Genomic DNA, 16614 nt, shown 5'->3' on the forward strand with positions numbered 1-16614 from the left:
GCCCGCCCCGGCCGCCGCGATCAGCAGGGCGTGTCGAGGAAGCTCAGCGCGCGCTGGATCGACGGCACGTGGTTGACGATCCCGTGGTCGACGCCGGCGATGTAGAGCGGCGCCCAGCCGCGGGCGCCCTTGTGCATGGCGCCCTCGCCGCGGCCGCCCTCGCCGAAGAACTGGTCGCGGCTGCCGACCTGATCGTAGTAGCAGACCCCCGGATCGTTGTCGCGGCCGTCCTCGCCGTTGGTCGTGCCCGGCAGCGCCTGCCGCCAGTAGTCCTGGCTGACGAGGTCGGAGAAGTAGAAGCCGCCGGCCGGCATCACCCCGGCGTAGAAGAGGTTGATCCGCCCGGTCCCGACCGGCACGTTCTGGAACGGCGGCGGGAACGGGTAGTCGTGGATGTCGACGATCGGCCGCACCAGCCCGGCCAGCCCGACCTGGTGGCGGACGCGCGGCGCCAGCCCGTGGAGGACGGCGTAGTTGGCCACCTGGCCGCCCTCGGAGTAGCCGATCAGGTCGACCTTGTCGGGGATCCCACGCTCGTTCATCAGCCGCCCGAGCCCGGCGGCCGACTCGGCCAGCGCGCCGATCCCGACGCTGCCGCCGACCAGCGGGTGCGAGTAGCGGTAGACCCACACGCAGGGCCGCTGGCTGCTGTTGATCGTCCAGCCGACGATCGCGTTGGTGCGCGAGATCGTCTCGGTGTCGTCGTTGCCGAAGGCGATGAAGCCGGGCAGGTAGATCACGTGCTGGACGCCGGGGCGGGCGCACTGCTGGGCGTTGACGGCGGTCATCCAGTCGCCGCGCGCGGGCTCGAGCGTCGGCGGGTCGGCGCTGGCGACCGCGGGGACGGTCAGGCCGAGGCAGGCGAGGGCGGTGCCGAGCGCGAGGGCCCGGCGCAGCCGTGGGAACACGGACATGGTGCTGCTCCTCCTGGGACGTGCGGGACGCGGGCCGGGAGGCCACGCCTCGGCCTCCCGGACGAGCTATGTACAGTCGTGTATGTACCGGTCGGCAGGCCGTGCCGTCAAGCCTGATCCTGCGGGAGGGCTAGGTGGCGTGGTCGTTCGTACGCGTCTGTACGTCGCTGGCCGGCGGGCGGAGCGCGGTCAGGTAGATCCGCAGCTGGTCGAGCAGCCGCGCGCTGGGGTAGGCGGCCGGGTCGTGCAGGTGCAGCCGCACGCTCTCGCGGACGACCGCCTGCAGCAGCCGGGTGGTGATCTCGGGATCGAGCGCGGTCAGCCCGCGCCGCTCGAGCCCGCGGGCGACCACCGGCCGCAGCAGCGCGGCGACCAGGTCGCGGCCGGCGCCGAGGCGGGCGGCGAACCGCGGCGGCAGGCCCTCGGGCGCCATGAAGATCACCCGCCACATCGCCGGGTCGCGGCCGAGCTCGGCGAACAGGCCCTCGAGCCCGTCGAGCAGCAGCCGGTCGACGTCGGCGCCCGAGAGCGAGCCGCCGATCGCCGCCGGCACCAGCGCCGCCACCCGCTCGACCGCGCGCTGCTCGCTGCGGCTGATGAGGGCGTCGATCAGCTCGTCGAGCGAGCCGAAGTGGGCGTAGACGACGGTCCGCGCGACCCCGGCCTCGCGGGCGACGCGGTCGATCGTCAGCGCGTGGGCCCCGTCGCCGGCGACCACGGCGAGGGCCAGGTCGAGCAGCTGCTCGCGCCGCTCGGGCCCGGGCATCCGTTGTCGGCGGGTGGCCATCGCGCAGACTCTGCCACCTCGTCCGGCGCCCGCCGCCGGTCGCCCGCCGGTCGCCTAGAGCGGGGTCAGCAGCCGCCGCGGGGGCTGCAGCGCCTGGGTCACCGGGTCGTCGCGCAGCGGGCGGACGCCGGGGCGGGCGGCGGTCAGCACCTCCTCCGGCTCGGGCGTCAGGTCGCAGGCGGGGCAGCGGGCGTGCGGGCCCAGCTCGCTGCCGCAGGCGGCGTGGGTGAAGCGGCGGCTGGTCGGGCCGTCGACTCGGTGGGTGCCGCCCCAGGTGACGAGCGCGTGCAGCACCGGCCAAAGGTCGCGGCCGGCCGCGGTCAGCCGGTAGTGGTGGCGGCTGGGGTGCTCGGGGTCGGGCTCGCGGGCCAGGACCCCGTCCTGCACCAGCGACCGCAGCCGCTCGCTGAGGACGGCCCGCGGCACGTCCAGGTGGACGGCGAAGTCGCTGAAGCGGCGGACGCCGAAGAAGGCGTCGCGGACGATCAGCAGCGTCCAGCGCTCGCCGACGATCTCCAGCGCCCGGGCGGCGGCGCAGGCTTGGGTCTCGTAGCGGTTGGGCAGCATCCTCCCTCGATCGTAGCTGATGGTTCGGTGACCGAACCGATCTTCTGCTAGCGTCCGCGCGCAGTTCGTTCAGCGAACCGAGGACGCGAGCGTGGAGGCGACGACCAGCGGGATCGAGCAGGCGCCCGGCCGGGCCGCGAGCGCGGTCGCGGTCAGCTCGCCCGCGCGGACGCTGGCCGTCGGCGCCGCCGGCACGCTGCTGGTCCTGATCGCGTTCACGTCGATCACCACCACCGTCGCCCCGGCCTCCGCGGGCCTCGGCGGCGGGGTCGACGGCCGCACCTGGGCGCTCAGCGGCATGAGTCTGGGGCTGGCCGCCGCGCTGCTGGTGGCCGGCGCGTTGGCCGACGACTTCGGGCGCCGGCGGGCGCTGGTGCTGGGGGCGCTGTTCCTCGCCGGCGCGTCGCTGCTGGCCACCGTCGCCTGGTCGATGCCGGTGCTGGTCGTCGCCCGCGTGCTCCAGGGCGTCGGCGGGGCCGGCGTGGTCGCGGCCAGCCTCGGCCTGATCGGCCACGCCTTCCCCGCGCCCGCCGCCCGCACCCGCGCGACCGGGATCTGGGGCGCGATGGTCGGCGCCGGGATCGCGATCGGGCCGCTGGTCGGCTCGGGGCTGGAGCTGGTCGGCGGCTGGCGGGCGGTCCACGGGCTGGAGGCGCTCGGCGGGCTGGCGCTGGCCGCCGCAGCGCTGACGGTGGCCGAGTCGCGGGCGGCGCGGCCGTCGCCGATCGACCTGCCGGGCGTGGCGACGCTGGCGGCCGGGATGGGCCTGCTCTCGGCCGGCGTGATCCGCGGTCGCTCGGGCTGGACCGACGGTGCGACGCTCGCGCTGCTGGCGGCCGGCGTGCTGCTGCTGGTTGTCTTCGCCACCGTCGAGCGCCGCCGCCGGCCGCCGCTGCTCGATCTCGGCCTCTTCCGCCGGCCGCTGTTCGTGGTCGCCACCAGCGGCGCGCTCTTCATCGGGCTGGCGCTGATCGCGCTGATGAGCTTCCTGCCGACCTTCGGCCAGGCCGGGCTCGGCTGGTCGGGGATCGGCAGCGCGGCGGTGCTCGCCTGCTGGTCGGCGACCAGCGCGGTGGTGGCGTGGGGCTCGCGGCGGCTGCCGGTGCGGCTCGACGGGCGCCACCGGCTGATCCTCGCCTTCCTGATCTGCGCCGTCGGGCTGGCGGCGCTGACCGGGGTCGCCGCCGGCGATCCCTGGACGCGGCTGCTGCCCGGCCTGGTGGTGGCCGGCGTCGGCAGCGGGATCGGCAACGCCGCGCTCGGGCGGGTGGCGGTCGAGTCGGTGCCCGCCGACCGCGCGGCGATGGGGGCCGGGGCCAACAACACCGCCCGCTACTTCGGCGGCGCGGCGGGGGTGGCGATGGTGGTCGCGCTGGTCGACGCCGGCGGCGGCCACGGGGCGGGGATGGCCGACGGCTGGAACCTGGCGGCCGCGGTGGCGGCCGGGCTCTGCCTGCTGGCCGCGGCGCTCGCTGCGCTCGCCCGGCCTCAGTCGGCCGGCAGGTCGCGCTCGTAGGTGACCATCGAGGAGAGCCGCGCGACCCGGTCGTAGAGGCTGCGGGCGCGGCCGTTGTACTGCTGGGTGCGCCAGTAGACCCGGACCGCGCCGCGGTGCCCGGCCTCGTCCGCGACCGCCTCGATCAGCCGCCGGGCGACGTCGCCGCCGCGGGCGTCGGGGTCGACGAACAGGTCCTGCAGGTAGCAAACGCCGCCCGGCGCCCAGGTCGACGCGTGCAGCAGCGCGTGGACCAGCCCGATCGGCCGATCGTCCTCGTCGACGGCGACGAAGGCGAACATCCCCTGCTCGCCCGCCAGCAGCCGGCGGAACGTCTCGTCGCTGGTCGCCGCCGGCAGCGACTGGCGGTAGAAGGCCAGGTAGCCGGCCCAGAGCCGGTCCCAGGCGGAGCGGTCGCGGTCGGCCAGCGGACGGATCGGGTGGCTCATGGACGCAGTCTCGCGGCCGTCGCCGGGCGACGGGCGGCGACGGATCGTCTAGCGCCGCGGCGCGTCGGCCGGCGGGCCGTCCGGCTCGCGGTCGAGCGCCACGCAGCAGCGGTCGGGCCCGGGATCGAGCCGCGGGCGGGCGCCGCAGCCGAGGCCGTCGGCCAGGCCCTCGATCAGGGCCAGGTTCATCCCGCAGACGATCGCCGGATGGCGGCGGGCGGCGGCGTGGAAGGGGCAGTTGCGCAGCCGCACGGTGCCGTCGTCGTCGTAGGGCTCGTAGCCGCGGCCGCGGAGCGCGTCGGCGATCGAGGCCGGCGGCGGGTCGGCCGCGGCCAGCTCGCGCCCGAGCCGGGTGGCGGCGGTGGTCAGGGAGCGCTCGGTGGCGCCGCTGTCGTCGCCGGCGGCGGCCTCGGCCAGCAGCAGCGCGGCCAGGCCGTAGTCGCGCGGCGGGACGGTGGCGGCGAACTCGGTCGCGGCCCGGGCGTAGAGCTTCGCCGGCCGGCCGGCTCCGGGACCGCTGCGGCCGCTGCGGCGCGCGTAGGAGACGACCAGCAGCCCGTCCTTGGCCAGGCGGTCCAGGTGGTAGGCGGCGAGCGTGCGCGAGATCCCCGCCGCGGCGGCCGCCTCGCCGCGGCCGATCGGCTCCGGCGCGGCGGCGACCGCGTCGTAGAGCCGGCGGCGGATCGGGTCGGCCAGGCCACCGAGGGCGGCGATCGCGTCGAGGCCGGGATCGGACACGGGGCGATTCTAACGCCAATGATTCTTGACATCCACCGGACGGCGGCCTACCGTCGATCGGCGATGCATCCCGGTCCCGCAGGCAGCACCCCCACGGCGTCGGCCTGGTCGGCCGCCGGTCCACCACCGGTCGACCAGGCGGCCGCCGAGCGTGCGGTCGTCGACCTGCTGGCCGCGCTCGGCGTCGACCCCGCCGGCGACGGCGTCCGCGAGACCCCGCGGCGGGTGGCCGCGGCCTTCGCCGAGCTGCTGACCCCGAAGCCGTTCGTCGCCACCACCTTCCCCAACGAGGAGGGCTACGACGGGCTGGTGGTCGCGCGCGAGATCCCCTTCCAGTCGCTCTGCATGCACCACCTGCTGCCCTTCCACGGCGTCGCCCACGTCGCCTACCTGCCGGGCGCGCGGATCGTCGGCCTCAGCAAGCTGGCGCGGGTCGTCGACTGGTTCGCCCGCGGGCTCCAGACCCAGGAGCGGCTGACCGCGCAGGTCGCCGGCTGGATCGAGCAGGAGCTGGATCCGCGCGGGGTCGGGGTGGTGCTGCAGGCCGAGCACCTCTGCATGACCGTCCGCGGCGCCCGCGCCCGCGGGTCGAGCACCGCCACCGCCGACCTCCGCGGCGCGCTCCGCGACGATCCCGAGCTGCGGGCCGAGTTCCGGGCCCAGACCGGCGGCGCCCTGCGGTGACGAGCGCCCACCGTCGCGCCGCGCCGCCGGCGTAGGGTCGGACCATGAGCGGCTGGCGCGAGCGGATCGGCCTCGAGCACCCGCTGGTCCAGGCGGGGATGGGCGGCGGCCTCTCGACCGCGCCGCTGGCCGCGGCCGTCTCGGCCGCCGGGGCGCTGGGGACGGTCGGGATCATGCCGCCGCGGGCCTTCGCCGCCGAGCTGCGCGCCGCCCGCGGGCTGGCCGGCGCCCGGCCGGTGGCGGCCAACCTGCTGGTGCCGTTCCTGCGTCGCGCCCACGTGCGGGCCTGCGTCGAGGGCGGCGCCGCGCTGGTGGTCCTCCACGGCGGCTTCGCGCCGCGGGTGGTCGCCGCGCTGCGGGCGGCCGGGATCGTGGTCCTCCAGCAGGTCGGCACCGCGGTCGAGGCCCGGCGGGCGCTCGGCGACGGGGTCGCCGGGGTGATCGTCCAGGGGCTCGAGGCGGGCGGCCACACCTACGCCACCGCGCCGCGCGCCGCCGCGGTCGCCGCCGTCCGCGCGGCGCTGCCCGACGCGACCCCGGTGCTGGCCGCCGGCGGGGTCGTCGACGGCGACGACGTGGCCGCGGCGCTGGCCGAGGGCGCCGACGCGGTGGTCGTCGGCACCCGCTTCCTGGCCACCGACGAGTCGCGCGCCCACCCGGCCTACAAGCGGGCGCTGGTCGCCGGCGAGCGGACGATCGACACGCTGCTCTTCGGCGTCGGCTGGCCGATGCGCCACCGGGTGCTGGTCAACGCCGCCACCGACCGCTGGTGCCGCCGCGACGACCGCGGTCCGGCGGCGGTGCGGGCGCTGGGCCTGGCCACCGGCCCGGTCGGGCGGCTGCTGCCGCTGGCGGCGATGGAGCTGGCGCCGCGGCTGCAGCGGCCCGCCGTGCCGCTGCTGACGCCGGGCCCGGCGCTGGCCGGCGGCGGCCCCGATGCGCTGGTCGAGCGAACGCCGCTCTACGCCGGCCAGGGGGTCGGCCGGATCGACGCGATCGTGCCGGCGGCGCAGGTGGTGCGGGCGCTCACGCCGGCGCCGGCGGCGAGTCGGGCGCCCGCCGTCGACCCGCCGCGCCGTTGACCCGCACCCGCAGGTCGCCGTCCGGCAGCGGCAGCTCGGGGACGGCCAGCAGCCGGCCGATCTGGCGGTAGACCTCGCGGTTGTAGATCAGCCCGATGTGGCTGCCGGTGACCTCGATGCACTCGGCGTCGGGGATCACCGCCCCCTGCCAGCGGACGACGCCGTCGCCGCGCGAGTAGATGCTGCTCATCCGCACCGCCGGGTCGAGCGGCTGCCGGAAGCTGCGGCCGAACCCGCAGTCGCAGGCGTGGGTGAAGCAGCTCCGCTGCGGCGCCCGGCCGGTCAGCCGCAGCAGCGTGCGGGTGGCGGCGACCGCCCGCATCGTCGGCACGCTGATGCCGAGCATCCCCTGCAGGTCGGAGCCGAGCGAGATCCCGTGCGAGACCACGTCGGGACGGGCCGCGGCCAGCCCGCGGACGTAGTGGCCGCCGCGGCTGTGGCCGATCACCGCCACCCGCCGGCCGTGCCGGCGGTGGGCCCGCTCGACGGCCCGCACCACCCGCTCGTAGCCGCGCGCCGAGCAGTCGGTGTTGGTCACGAAGCCGGCCACGCTCGGCCGGTAGCCCAGCCGCCGCAGCCAGATCCGCATCGCGTTCATCGTGTAGTCGCCGGCCCCGAAGCCGGGCACTAGCACCACCGGCCGGCCGTCGCCGCGCGGCACGCCCTGCAGTCGCAGATAGATCGGGTCCAGCGCCAGCGTCCAGCTCTCCAGCGTCCAGCGCAGCTCGGCCAGGTGGTGCCCCCACCAGGCGTCGGGACCGTCAGTTGGCGTGGACATAGATCCCCGGGGCCTTGGCCGTCGCGCGGTAGTCGTCGTTGCCGAGCGCGGTCGGCGCCGGCCGCTGGTCGCCCGAGCGCTCGGCCAGCCAGGCGACGTAGTCCGGCCACCAGCTGCCGCGCTTCTTGGCCGCCTGCTCCTGCCACTGCTCGGGCTCGGGCGGGTGCTCTTCGGAGACCCGGTAGCTCGACCGGCTGTCCGGCGACGGCGGGTTGATCAGGGCCTGGATGTGGCCGCTGGTGGAGAGCACGAACCGCGGCCGCCCGCCGAGCACCTGGGTGCTGCGGTAGGCGTTCTCCCACGGCACGATGTGGTCGTTGCTGCCGGCCACCACGTAGCTGTCGAGCTCGACGTCGGCCAGCGAGACCGGGGTCCCGAGGACCGTCCGCGCGCCGGCGGTGACCAGGTCGTTCTCCAGCGCCAGCTGGATGAAGTCGCGGTGGAGGCCGGCGGCCAGTCGGACCGTGTCCTGGTTCCAGTAGAGGATGTCGAAGGCCGGCGGGGCCTTGCCGAGCAGGTAGTTGTTGACCACGTAGCCCCAGATCATGTCGTTCGGCCGCAGCCAGGCGAAGACCCCGGCCAGCGAGCGGCCGTCGAGGTAGCCCTTGCGGGCCGACTCGGCCATCGCGGCGGCGGCGACCTGGCGGCTGGTGAAGGCGGCGGTGGTCCCGGCCTGGCGGTTGTCGAGCGCGCAGACCATCAGCGTCAGGCTGGCGACGTCGCCGAGCCGGCCGCTGGCGGCCAGGTGGCCGACGGCCCCGGCGCTGAGGATCCCGCCCGAGCAGGCGGCGGCGACGTGGACCGACTGCTGCTCGCTGATCGAGGCGACCGCCTGGCGCGCCTCCAGCACCGCGGCGGCGTAGGTGTCGAAGTCGAAGTGGGCGTGGTCGGCGTCGGGGTTGCGCCACGAGATCATGAAGACCTGCTGGCCCTGGGCCACCAGGTGCTCGACGATGCTGCGGCCGGGCGCCATGTCGAGCACGTAGTACTTGTTGATCGTCGGCGGGACGATCAGCAGCGGCCGCTCGTGGACGGTCTCGGTCGTCGGGGCGTACTGGATCAGCTCGAAGACCTCGGTGTGGAGGACGATCGAGCCGGGGGTCAGGGCCAGGTTGCCGCCGACCTCGAAGCGGCTGGTGTCGACCGTCGCCGGCAGCCGCGGCGAGCGCGAGACGTCGCGCAGCAGCCGCCGGCCGCCGATCACCAGGTTGGCGCCGCCGCGGTCGATCGTCTCCTTCAGCACCGCCGGGTTGGTGAGCGGGAAGTTGGTCGGCGCGAACGCGTCCATCAGGTTGCTGGCCATGAACCGCGCCTGGCGCTCGGCCCGCCAGTCGAGGTCGGCGTCGCTGATCAGCCCGTCGAGCGCGTCGCCGACGGCCAGGTAGGACTGCAGCAGCCGCCGCAGCATCCAGTTCTCCTGCCAGGCGCGGTCGCCGAAGCGGCGGTCGCCCTTGGCCGGCGCCAGCTGCGAACGGCCGCGCGCGATCCGGCTCAGCTCGCCGCCGAGGCCCGCGGCCCGGCGGGCGGCGCGGCCGGGCTGGCGGGCGAGGCCGGCGACGGTGCGGGCGGCGGCGGCCGGCTGCACGAAGCGCGAGGCGCCGCCGAACGACGTGGTCTCGGTCAGCAGCACGTCGAGGGCGGCGCGGCCCCCGCGTCGGCGCGCGTCGGCGTGCGGTTCGGTGGTGGCCATCAGCCCGGCAGCTGCTCGAGGACGCGGTAGAGCGGCTGGGCGACGCAGACCGGCTTGTCGCTGCCGTCGGCCTCGAAGGTCAGCGTCAGCTTGAGCGTGGCGCCGCCGGGGATCGGGTCGACGGCGTCGAGCCGGGCCCGCAGCCGGATCCGGCTGCCGACGGCCAGCGGGGCGACGAACCGCAGCCGGTCGAGGCCGTAGTTCATCGACATCGGGAAGTGGTCGAGGGCGAGGATCTCGTCGAACAGCACCGGGGCCAGCGCGAGCGTCAGGTAGCCGTGCGCGATCGTGCCGCCGAAGGGGCCGCTGGCGGCCCGCTCGGGATCGGTGTGGATCCACTGGTGGTCGCCGGTGACCTCGGCGAAGGCGTCGACGGTGGCCTGGGACACCTCGCGCCACGAGCTGACGCCCAGCTCCTCGCCGACGCGCTCGGAGAGCTGCTGGACGCTGAGGGCGGCACGGTGGGGTGTGCTCGACATGGCTGCCTCTTCGGTCGGGTCAGACGGAGGATGACCACGGTCCGACGGGATGCAATCGGACGCGGCCACACCGATCCCGCATCCGCGCATGCGCCGGGCACACGGGCGTCTCCACCGTCCCCCCGATCGGTCGGGGCCCGCGGGCGGCGGCGTTCCGGCGGCGACGAGGGGCCAACGAACGGCAATCCGCCACCCGGACGTCCGATCGTCCCGGTTGACAAGGGAGCCTCGGTCATCGTATGGTCGAACCATCAGACGTCTGTTGACAAGGAGACGCACGTGACGGAGCTTGCACCACACGACTACGACGGGCTCGTCGGACTGGCCGACGAGATGATCCCCGGACGCAACGGCTGGCCGCGCCCGAGCGAGACCGGGATCGAGCTGTTCTTCCAGCGGGTGCTCGGCGCCGCGCCCGACGCCGCCCGCGCGCGGGTCGCGCTCGACGCCCTCGCCGACCACGCCGGGGTCGCGATGGCCGAGGCCGACGGCGCCCAGCGGGTCGCCGCGCTGACCGCGCTCGAGCAGCAGCAGCCGCGGCTCTTCCGGGCGCTGCTCGAGTTCGTCTACTTCGGGTACTACAGCCGCCCGTCGGTGGTGGAGGCGCTCAACGAGGTGCTCGGCACCGACTACATCAGCCCGCCGCAGCCACGCGGCTACGAGCTCAGCCGCGACGAGGACCCGGTGCCCCACGGCCTCGGCGGCTACACGCCGACCGAGCAGATGCGGCCGCTCGACCTCGGCGGGCTGGCCGGCCACGAGGAGGCCGAGGCCCGGGTCCGGGCCGGAGCCAGCGCCCGCCAGGGCAACTCGGCGACGACCTTCACCTGAGCCGCGCGCAGCGACTCAGCAACGACCGAACGAGCAGCAGGGAGAGAGAGAATGACGATGGACGTGCGGCGGACGCCGACGCCGGAGGTCGACGCCCTCGTGATCGGGTGCGGGATGGCGGGCGGCGCGCTCGTCAAGCGCCTGAGCGACAAGGGCATCAAGGTGGTCTGCCTGGAGCAGGGCAAGAAGATCCACCCGATGGAGATGCCCCACTTCTCCGAGGAGTGGGAGTGGCACCGGCTGCGCAGCTGGAACATCCATCCGAACGTCCGCCAGTGGCCCGAGGACTACCCGGTCGTCGGCGACGACGACACCAGCATCCGCGTGATGAACGCGATCGGCGGCAGCCTCAACCACTGGTCGGCGCACTTCCCGCGCTTCCGGCCGTGCGACTTCCGCAAGGGCACCGAGCACGGGCTGGCCCCCGACTGGCCGATCAGCTACGAGGACCTGGCGCCCTACTACGACATCAACCAGAACGAGATGGGCGTCGCCGGCTGGCCCGGCGACCCGGCCTACCCGCCGCGTGCCAACGCCCACGCGCTGCCGCACGTGCCGATCGGCAAGGCCGGTCGCAAGCTCGCCCAGGGCTTCGAGAAGCTCGGCTGGCACTGGTGGTACATGGACAACGCGATCCTGACCGAGGATCACGACGGCCGCCTCGGCTGCAACCACTGCGGTGCCTGCGTGCTCGGCTGCCCGCGCGGCTCGATCGGCAACAGCGCGCTCTCCTACGTGCCGCAGGCGATCGCCAACGGGGCCGACATCCGCCCCGACTGCCGGGTCGAGCGGATCGTGGTCAAGAACGGCAAGGCGGTCGGGGCCGAGTACATCGACCTGACGACCGGCCAGCGTCACCGCCAGGACGCCCGGATCGTGATCGTCGCCGGCAACGCGATCGGCACCACGCGGCTGATGCTGCTGTCGGAGCAGGCCGGCCACCCCGACGGCCTGGCCAACGCCAACGGCCAGCTGGGGCGCAACTTCATGCTCCACCAGACGACCCTGATCGAGGGCTTCTTCGACGAGCAGCTGGAGAGCTACAAGGGCGCCCGCGGCGCGCCGCTCCACAGCCAGGAGTTCTACGAGACCGACCCCTCGCGCGGGTACGTCAACGGCTTCATGCACCTGATGGTCCGCCAGACCGGGGCCGGCTGGGCGTCGGTCGGCTACTCGACCCTCGACCCGGTGCCGTGGGGCGCCGACCACCACGACGAGTTCGCCTGGCGGATGGGCCGCCACGCCTGGCTGGTCGGGCTCTGCGAGGACCTGCCGCTGGAGACCAACGTGGTCACGCTCGACGACACCGTCGTCGACTCCAGCGGGCTGCCGGCGCCGAAGGTCCACTGGCGCGCGCACCCGCAGGACCGGCTGCTGGCCCAGGACTCGATCGACCGCGGCCGCCAGGTGATGGAGGCCGCCGGCGCGACCCGGATCTTCGACTCCGGCGTCTACGACCAGCCGCCCGGGTACCACCTGATGGGCACCGCGCGGATGGGCGACGACCCCGAGACGTCGGTCACCAACAAGTGGCACCAGACGTGGGAGGTCCCGAACCTGTTCATCTGCGACGGCTCGTCGTTCGTGACCAGCGCCGCGGTCAACCCGACCCCGACGATCGGCGCGCTGGCCGTGCGGCTGGCCGACTACCTGACGAGCGAGGGCCGCTCGATCGTCTCCGACCGGGCGACGAGCCTGGCCTGAGCCCGGCCGCGGCGGCGGGTCCCCGTGGCCCGCCGCCGTCGTCGACGACCGTGATCCGAGGAGAACCGTGAACGCCCCCGCAGTCCAGGCGCCCGTCGCCGTCCACCCGTACCAGATGCTGATCGGCGGCGACTGGGTCGACGCCCTCGACGGGACGACCTTCGAGAGCATCGATCCCTACACCGGCGAGGTCTGGGCGACCGCACCCGACGCCGCGCCGGCCGACGTCGATCGCGCGGTCGCCGCCGCCCGCGAGGCCTTCGACCACGGCCCGTGGGGGCGGATGACCGCCACCGAGCGCGGCCGCTGCCTGCGGCGGCTGGCCGACCTGATCGCCGAGAACGGCGACCACCTGGCGGCGATCGAGACGACCGACAACGGCAAGCTGCTGCGCGAGACGGCCGGGCAGCTGGCCGCGCTGCCGGAGTGGTTCCACTACTTCGCGGGCGCCGCCGACAAGCTCCAGGGCGCGACGATCCCGACCGACAAGCCGAACTTCCTCGTCTACACCCGGCCGGAGCCGCTGGGGGTGGTGGCGACGATCACCCCCTGGAACTCGCCGCTGCTGATCCTGACCCTCAACCTGGCGCCGGCGCTGGCGGCCGGCTGCACCTGCGTGATCAAGGCGGCCGAGCAGACGCCGGCCTCGACCCTGGAGCTGGCGCGGCTGTTCGAGCGGGCCGGCTTCCCGCCCGGCGTGGTCAACGTGATCTGCGGCGTCGGTCCCGAGACGGGCCAGGCGCTCGTCTCCCACCCCGGCGTCGACAAGGTCTCGTTCACCGGCTCGACGGCGACCGGGATCAAGGTGATGCAGGCGGCGGCCGAGCACCTGGCCGAGCTGACCCTGGAGCTGGGCGGCAAGTCGCCGAGCATCGTCTTCCCCGACGCCGACCTCGACGCGGTCGTCAACGGCGCGATCGCCGGGATCTTCGCCGCCAGCGGGCAGACCTGCGTGGCCGGCTCGCGGCTCTTCGTCCACCGCGACGTCCACGACGAGCTGGTCGCCCGGCTGGTCGAGCGGGCGCGGACGATCCGGCTCGGCGACCCGCGGCGGGCGGAGACGGAGATGGGCCCGGTGGCCTTCGTCCAGCAGCGGGACCGGATCGAGCAGTACGTCGCGATCGCGCTCGAGGAGGGGGCGACGCTGGCCTGTGGCGGCCGCCGTCCGGAGGGCGAGGAGGTCGCCCGCGGCTGCTTCTACGAGCCGACGATCTTCACCGGCGTCCGCAACGACATGCGGATCGCCCAGGAGGAGGTCTTCGGCCCGGTGCTGTCGGTGCTCGCCTTCGACGACGAGGAGCAGGCGATCCGCGAGGCCAACGACTCCGCGTTCGGCCTCGCCGGCGCCGTCTGGACCAACGACCTGCGGCGGGCCCACCGGGTGGCGCACGCGCTGCGGGCCGGCACGGTCTGGGTCAACGCCTACCGCACGCTCTCCTACTCGGTGCCGTTCGGCGGCTACGGGATGAGCGGCAGCGGCCGCGTCAACGGCCTGGAGAGCCTGGCCGCCTTCACCCAGACGAAGGCGGTCTGGGTCGAGCTGTCGGGCGGGACCCGGGACCCGTTCAAGCTCGGCTAGCCCGCGAGGGCCGGCATCGCGGTCCGCCCGTCGCCGCGCTTGCGACGGGCGGACCGCCTTGCTAAAACAGCAGACGTCAGACGTATGATTATTGGAATCGAGAGGGAGAAGGACTGGTGACACCGAAGAGCAACGGCCGCGTGGTCGTCGTCGGCGGCGGCAACGCCGGGCTGTCGGCGGCGATCGCCGCCGCGGAGCGGGGGGCGCGGGTCGTCCTGCTGGAGAAGGCGCCGGAGCCGCTGAACGGCGGCAACAGCCGCTACACCGCGGGCCTGATCCGGTTCGGGTTCTCGGAGAAGGACGAGGTCCGCCGGTTCCTCGCCGACATGCCCGAGGACGAGTGGCAGGGCCTGCGGATCCTGCCCTACCCGGCCGAGCGGTTCTACGACGACCTGATGCAGAAGTCGCAGGGCAAGGCCGACCTCGACCTGACCGACTGGATCGCCCACGAGAGCTACGACGTCATCGACTGGCTGGCCCAGCACGGCGTCCGCTGGCAGACGCTGACCTACATCCCGACCGCGCGCGAGACCGGCTTCGCCGACGGGATCCTGCTGGAGGCGGCCGGCGGCGGCCCCGGCCTGGTGCGGATGGAGCTGGAGGAGGCCGCGCGGCTGGGCGTCGAGGTCCGCTACGAGCACGCCGCCCAGGACCTGGTCCAGGACGAGGTCGGCGAGATCGTCGGCGTCCGCGTCCGCGACCCCGAGGGCCGGCTCTACGTCGAGCCCGGCCGGGTGGTGCTCGCCTCGGGCGGCTTCGAGGCCAACCCCGAGATGCGCTCCCGCTACCTGGGGCCGGCCTGGAACGTCGTCAAGGTCCGCGCGGTCCGCTACAACACCGGCGAGATGCTGGACGCGGCGCTCCGCGTCGGCGCCCTGCCCTACGGCCACTGGGCCGGCGCGCACTGCTCGCCGATCGATCCCGACTCGCCGGAGATGGGCACGCTGGAGAGCAGCGACGAGACCAACAAGCTCTCCTTCAGCCAGAGCATCTCGGTCAACCTCGACGGCGAGCGGTTCATCGACGAGGGCGCCGACTGGAACACCAAGATGTACGTCTCGATGGGCAAGGCGGTCTCGGAGCAGCCCTACGGCCGCGCCTTCCAGCTCTTCGACGCCAAGACCTCCGACCTGGTCGACCAGCGCTACGACCCGAAGGCGGCGGTCGTCGCCGAGTCGCTCGACGAGCTGGCCCGGCGGCTGGGGATCGACCCGACCCGGCTGGCGGAGACGGTCGCGGAGTACAACGCGGCGGTGCCGGCCGACGGCCCCGACTTCGATCCCTCGCGGCTCGACGGCCGCGCGACCAGCGGGATCCACCCGCCGAAGAGCAACTGGGCGGTGACCGTCGACCAGCCGCCGTTCGTGGCCTACGAGGTGGTGACGGGGATCACCTTCACCTTCGGCGGACTGAAGGTCAACCGCGACGCCCAGGTGCTCGACATGTCGGAGCGGCCGATCCCCGGCCTCTACGCCGCGGGCGAGACCACCGGCGGCTTCTTCTACTACCAGTACCCGGCGGGCAGCGGCCTGCTCTGCGGCGCGCTGACCGGCCGGGCGGCCGGCTGGCACGCGGCGGCGGCGGGGGTCGACGCGGCCTCGGCCGCGGCGCCGGCGGCCTCCTGAGGACCCTCGACCCTCCGCGCCGGTCCGGCGCGGAGGGTCGGCTGTCGTCTGCTCGTCAGATGGCTATACTCGCGGCGCGACCAGACGCTCGCACGTGTCTGTCGCTCCCGCGCCAGTCACTCGCCCAAGGAAGCAATCCGTGAAGGACACGATCCCGCGGCGGCCGCTCGTCGAGCAGGTTCGCGAGCGGCTCCTCGAGCACATCGCGTCGGGCACCTATCCGGTCGGGAGCAAGCTGCCGGCGGAGCCCGAGCTGCAGGAGATCTTCGGCGTCGGCCGCTCGACCGTCCGCGAGGCGGTCCGGATCCTCGGCCACGAGGGCCTGCTGGAGGTCCGCCCCGGCAACGGCACCTTCGTGCTCGAGCGGACGCCGCCGGCCGAGCCGCTGGTCAAGCGGCTCCAGCGCGCCCGCGTGCAGGAGGTCTACGAGGTCCGGCGGGCGCTCGAGCTGGAGACGGTTCGGCTGGCCGCCGAGCGCCGGACCGCCGCCGACCTGCGCAAGCTGAAGGCCAGCCTCCGGGCCCGCGAGGAGCACGTCGCCGACCTCGACGAGTTCCTGCGCGCCGACCTCGAGTTCCATCTGACGATCTCGCGCGCGACCCGCAACGAGGTCCTGGCCGAGCTCTACGGCACCTTCTTCGACGCCCTCCGCGAGGCGCTCAGCCAGTCCGCGCGCCTGCCCGGCATCCGCGAGGAGGGCCAGTCGCTGCACGAGCGGCTCTACGACGCGATCGAGCAGCGTGACGCCGACGCCGCCGTGGCCGCGATGGAGGAGCTGCTGAAGCACGCCGCCGAGCGCCTGACCGGCGTCCTCGGCAAGCGCCGTCGCGGCAAGCCGGTCGACTAGGCCCGCCGTCCCCGGGGGGCCAACGTCACACGCCGCGCGGCCGCCCGCCGGCGCGCGACGTCGACCGTCGCCGGCGGTGGCGAACGTCGCACGCCGGCGGGGCGCGGGGTCGGCGCGCGACGTTCGCCCCCACGGGGCCGCCGGCGCGCCGCGAGCGGCGTCGCGCCAGCTCGCTCCCCCAGGGCCTGCGGACCGCCCGTCGCGACTCGACTTGACGGCGGCGCGCGCACCGCCATACCATCAGAACATCTGACGTCCTATGGATGTCGGTCGTTTCGGAGGACGACGGAGAGGGAGTGGCATGGAACGGTGGCACGAGCAGGCGTGCGTCCTCGGTGAGACATCAGACGTCAGCCGTCTGAGGT

At 74.7% G+C, this 16614-nt stretch carries 16 protein-coding genes; 8 read left to right on the forward strand and 8 right to left on the reverse strand.

Features of this window, described 5'->3' with window-relative positions:
• Window positions 1-20: 20 nt before the first annotated feature.
• From SH587_RS08080 to SH587_RS08090, 3 genes are all read right to left on the reverse strand, one after another.
• Window positions 21-914 carry a lipase family protein gene (locus tag SH587_RS08080; protein WP_320670078.1) on the reverse strand — a complete coding sequence of 298 codons (894 nt, stop codon included), beginning with the start codon at window positions 912-914 and terminating at the stop codon, window positions 21-23.
• Window positions 915-1044: 130 nt separating this feature from the next.
• Complete coding sequence (locus SH587_RS08085; protein ID WP_320670079.1) at window positions 1045-1701, reverse strand: TetR/AcrR family transcriptional regulator; 657 nt, start codon at window positions 1699-1701, stop codon at window positions 1045-1047.
• Window positions 1702-1755: 54 nt separating this feature from the next.
• Window positions 1756-2268: a winged helix-turn-helix transcriptional regulator gene (locus SH587_RS08090; protein ID WP_320670080.1), complete on the reverse strand. Its 513-nt coding sequence runs from the start codon at window positions 2266-2268 to the stop codon at window positions 1756-1758.
• A gap of 91 nt (window positions 2269-2359) precedes the next feature.
• Here SH587_RS08090 and SH587_RS08095 point away from each other — a divergent pair, with 91 nt between their 5' ends.
• Window positions 2360-3784 carry an MFS transporter gene (locus tag SH587_RS08095; protein WP_320670081.1) on the forward strand — a complete coding sequence of 475 codons (1425 nt, stop codon included), beginning with the start codon at window positions 2360-2362 and terminating at the stop codon, window positions 3782-3784.
• Here SH587_RS08095 and SH587_RS08100 read toward each other — a convergent pair.
• The gene (locus SH587_RS08100) at window positions 3757-4212 is read right to left on the reverse strand and encodes a GNAT family N-acetyltransferase (RefSeq protein WP_320670082.1); all 456 of its coding nucleotides are present in this window, start codon (window positions 4210-4212) and stop codon (window positions 3757-3759) included. The genes SH587_RS08095 and SH587_RS08100 overlap by 28 nt on opposite strands.
• A gap of 48 nt (window positions 4213-4260) precedes the next feature.
• Window positions 4261-4950 (reverse strand): helix-turn-helix transcriptional regulator, encoded by a 690-nt coding sequence (locus SH587_RS08105; RefSeq protein WP_320670083.1) that lies wholly within the window; start codon window positions 4948-4950, stop codon window positions 4261-4263.
• Window positions 4951-5013: 63 nt separating this feature from the next.
• Here SH587_RS08105 and folE point away from each other — a divergent pair, with 63 nt between their 5' ends.
• Both folE and SH587_RS08115 read left to right on the forward strand, forming a co-directional pair.
• Window positions 5014-5634, forward strand: a complete 621-nt coding sequence (folE, locus tag SH587_RS08110) for a GTP cyclohydrolase I (protein WP_320670084.1) — start codon at window positions 5014-5016, stop codon at window positions 5632-5634.
• Between the two features lie 44 nt (window positions 5635-5678).
• Window positions 5679-6716, forward strand: coding sequence for an NAD(P)H-dependent flavin oxidoreductase (locus SH587_RS08115; protein WP_320670085.1), 1038 nt, complete (start codon window positions 5679-5681; stop codon window positions 6714-6716).
• Here the strand turns inward: SH587_RS08115 and SH587_RS08120 are convergent.
• Genes SH587_RS08120 through SH587_RS08130 form a run of 3 tightly spaced genes read right to left on the reverse strand, consistent with a single transcriptional unit; the run spans window position 6661 to window position 9663 of the window.
• Window positions 6661-7494: an esterase/lipase family protein gene (locus tag SH587_RS08120; RefSeq protein WP_320670086.1), complete on the reverse strand. Its 834-nt coding sequence runs from the start codon at window positions 7492-7494 to the stop codon at window positions 6661-6663. The genes SH587_RS08115 and SH587_RS08120 overlap by 56 nt on opposite strands.
• A complete protein-coding gene (locus tag SH587_RS08125) occupies window positions 7478-9184 on the reverse strand; it encodes a PHA/PHB synthase family protein (RefSeq protein WP_320670087.1) in 1707 nt (568 codons plus the stop codon). Before SH587_RS08125 ends, SH587_RS08120 begins: the two co-directional genes overlap by 17 nt.
• Window positions 9184-9663, reverse strand: a complete 480-nt coding sequence (locus SH587_RS08130; RefSeq protein WP_320670088.1) for a MaoC family dehydratase — start codon at window positions 9661-9663, stop codon at window positions 9184-9186. The genes SH587_RS08125 and SH587_RS08130 overlap by 1 nt, the downstream gene beginning before the upstream one ends.
• Window positions 9664-9942: 279 nt before the next feature.
• Between SH587_RS08130 and SH587_RS08135 the strand changes: the two genes are divergently transcribed.
• The 5 genes from SH587_RS08135 (at window position 9943) to SH587_RS08155 (ending at window position 16249) form a co-directional block, all read left to right on the forward strand.
• Entirely contained in the window at window positions 9943-10494 is a 552-nt protein-coding gene (locus SH587_RS08135) for a gluconate 2-dehydrogenase subunit 3 family protein (protein WP_320670089.1), read from the forward strand.
• A gap of 51 nt (window positions 10495-10545) precedes the next feature.
• A complete protein-coding gene (locus tag SH587_RS08140; protein ID WP_320670090.1) occupies window positions 10546-12198 on the forward strand; it encodes a GMC family oxidoreductase in 1653 nt (550 codons plus the stop codon).
• Window positions 12199-12313: 115 nt separating this feature from the next.
• Complete coding sequence (locus SH587_RS08145; protein ID WP_375341744.1) at window positions 12314-13777, forward strand: aldehyde dehydrogenase; 1464 nt, start codon at window positions 12314-12316, stop codon at window positions 13775-13777.
• Window positions 13778-13893: 116 nt separating this feature from the next.
• Entirely contained in the window at window positions 13894-15402 is a 1509-nt protein-coding gene (gene tcuA, locus SH587_RS08150; protein WP_320670092.1) for an FAD-dependent tricarballylate dehydrogenase TcuA, read from the forward strand.
• Between the two features lie 139 nt (window positions 15403-15541).
• A complete protein-coding gene (locus SH587_RS08155) occupies window positions 15542-16249 on the forward strand; it encodes a FadR/GntR family transcriptional regulator (RefSeq protein WP_320670093.1) in 708 nt (235 codons plus the stop codon).
• Window positions 16250-16614: the final 365 nt, after the last annotated feature.

This window comes from Patulibacter defluvii, assembly GCF_034096925.1.
Lineage (GTDB): Bacteria > Actinomycetota > Thermoleophilia > Solirubrobacterales > Solirubrobacteraceae > Patulibacter > Patulibacter defluvii.